Source organism: Hydrocarboniphaga sp. FW305-C-57, assembly GCF_058783045.1.
Genome location: NZ_JBYSYG010000030.1, coordinates 1 through 1789, shown reverse-complemented (window position 1 = coordinate 1789; position 1789 = coordinate 1). Strand labels below are relative to the sequence as shown.

Annotated in this window: 1 protein-coding gene; it reads right to left on the bottom strand. The window is 57.9% G+C overall.

What is annotated here, in order from left to right; genetic code table 11:
- Window positions 1-168: 168 nt before the first annotated feature.
- The gene (locus tag AC3WUM_RS25120; RefSeq protein ID WP_492414071.1) at window positions 169-1701 is read right to left on the bottom strand and encodes a transposase; all 1533 of its coding nucleotides are present in this window, start codon (window positions 1699-1701) and stop codon (window positions 169-171) included.
- Window positions 1702-1789 lie beyond the last annotated feature (88 nt).

Sequence of the window (1789 nt, the reverse complement as noted above, 5' to 3'; positions counted from 1 at the left end):
AGGCCCAACGAGTCTGTAGAAAAACCGCACTGCCGCTACGGGCCAGGACAAACGATGCCTGCTCTCAATAAAAGGAATCGGTGAAAAACGCTGCACGCATAATCGGGGAATCGGGCGATATGGCGCCCTTGACGATACTGCGCTCCGAGGGGCTTTCCAAGTGCTTTCTCATACGGCTTTATCCCGAAGCTTCTGCACGTTATGCACCAGTGCAAAAAGCTTCCACTGCGCATCGACCTTACGCCTCGATCTCAGCGTGAAGCGTTGCAGTCGATGCGTATGCAAGTTGCCGAACACCGGCTCGACGATCCCCAGGCGCCGGCTGTAGAGCAATCGCCCTGCGCGGCTGTCGATTCGGTTCTTCATTGCCGTCGTATTCGGATGCGTGTCATGGGCTTTCCGGCCGTCGAAGAACGTGACTTGCCGATACGGGCTGGAATCGGGCTTGCGCATGCACTTGGCCTTGATCGGGCAATGGCCGCAGATCACCGGCGTGCCCTCGAAACTCACACCGTTGCGCCCTTTGATGATGACGTTGGCCGAGCTGAGCTTGAGGCGCTGTCCGTTAGGACAGATGCAGGTTTTGTTCGCTTCGTCATATTCGAAGTCCTTGCCCGTAAACCACTTCGAGCGGTACTCGCCGGGCTTGCGCTGCTTCTCCGGTGGCTTGTGCCGATACGCTTCGGAGAAGCGTGGATCGCGCTTTCGGAAATTGGTATCGGCGACCAGCGCATCGACCTTCAAGTCGGCCATTTGCTGCAAGCTGGCCTCGGAGTGGTAGCCCGAATCACTCAGCACCGTTGCACTGAGCAGCGGATCGGCCGCTTCGATCGCAACGAAATTCTCCCGGACTTGCCTCAGCACTTCCGGTAGCAAGGCATTTTCCTGTCCGGTGCCGAACGCTTCGGCATGCATCACGACCTGCGACTTCGCATCTACCGCCGCAACGCCCGTATAACCTTGAATGACCCCGTGACTGCTCTTCATCGTCGCAGAGTCGTTGTCGGTGATATTCGATTTGAGCGGCTCACCGCGACGATTGGTCTTCTCGGGATTCTCGGACAGCCAATCGCGAATCTTCCGGCTGTTCTTTTGCAGCGTTTCGATCTGCTGACGCTCACGCGCTTGCAGCGCATCTTCATTGCTGCCCGCGTCCTGGCGGCGATGCGTATCGAGCAAGTGTGTGATGGCGCGTTCCATCTTCTCGGCTTTCCTGGATAACTCCGCTTGGGTTCCACTCCAGGTGCGCGAAGCATTCGACGGCAGCTTGCAGCCGTCGACCGCAAACAGCTCCTTGCCGATCAAACCCTGCTCATCACAAACCAGCAGCACGTCGCGAAACACCGACGTGATCTCGCTCGGCATCTTCGCAATGAACGAAGCGATCGTCGTGAAGTGCGGCTGTGCATCACCCGTCAGGGCCATGAACACCACGTTCTCGCGACAGGCGCGCTCGATGGAACGCGACGAAGTGAGTCCGCGTGCATAACCCACCAACACGATCTTCAGCAGCACGGCAGGATCGTATGCGGCAGCGCCCGTCTGATCATTGCGATACCGCGCATCGAACACGCGCATGTCGATCTCATGATCGACCAGCCAGTTCACGGCGTACTCGAAACTGCCCGGCAGAATCTGCTCGGAGAAACGCACCGCAAGCAACTTGGAAAGGTGTCGATCGACCGGCTTATAGCGCGCCATGATGCTACTCCGATTGCATGCAGAATCAGCAGCGCCTTACGTGCCAATTCAGTCGACTTCTCGGGCTTTTTCTACAGCCTCAACGCCT

Excerpts from the sequence above, each read along its gene's own strand:
- AC3WUM_RS25120 (WP_492414071.1), bottom strand. The coding sequence starts at position 1,701 with ATGGCGCGCTATAAGCCGGTCGATCGACACCTTTCCAAGTTGCTTGCG.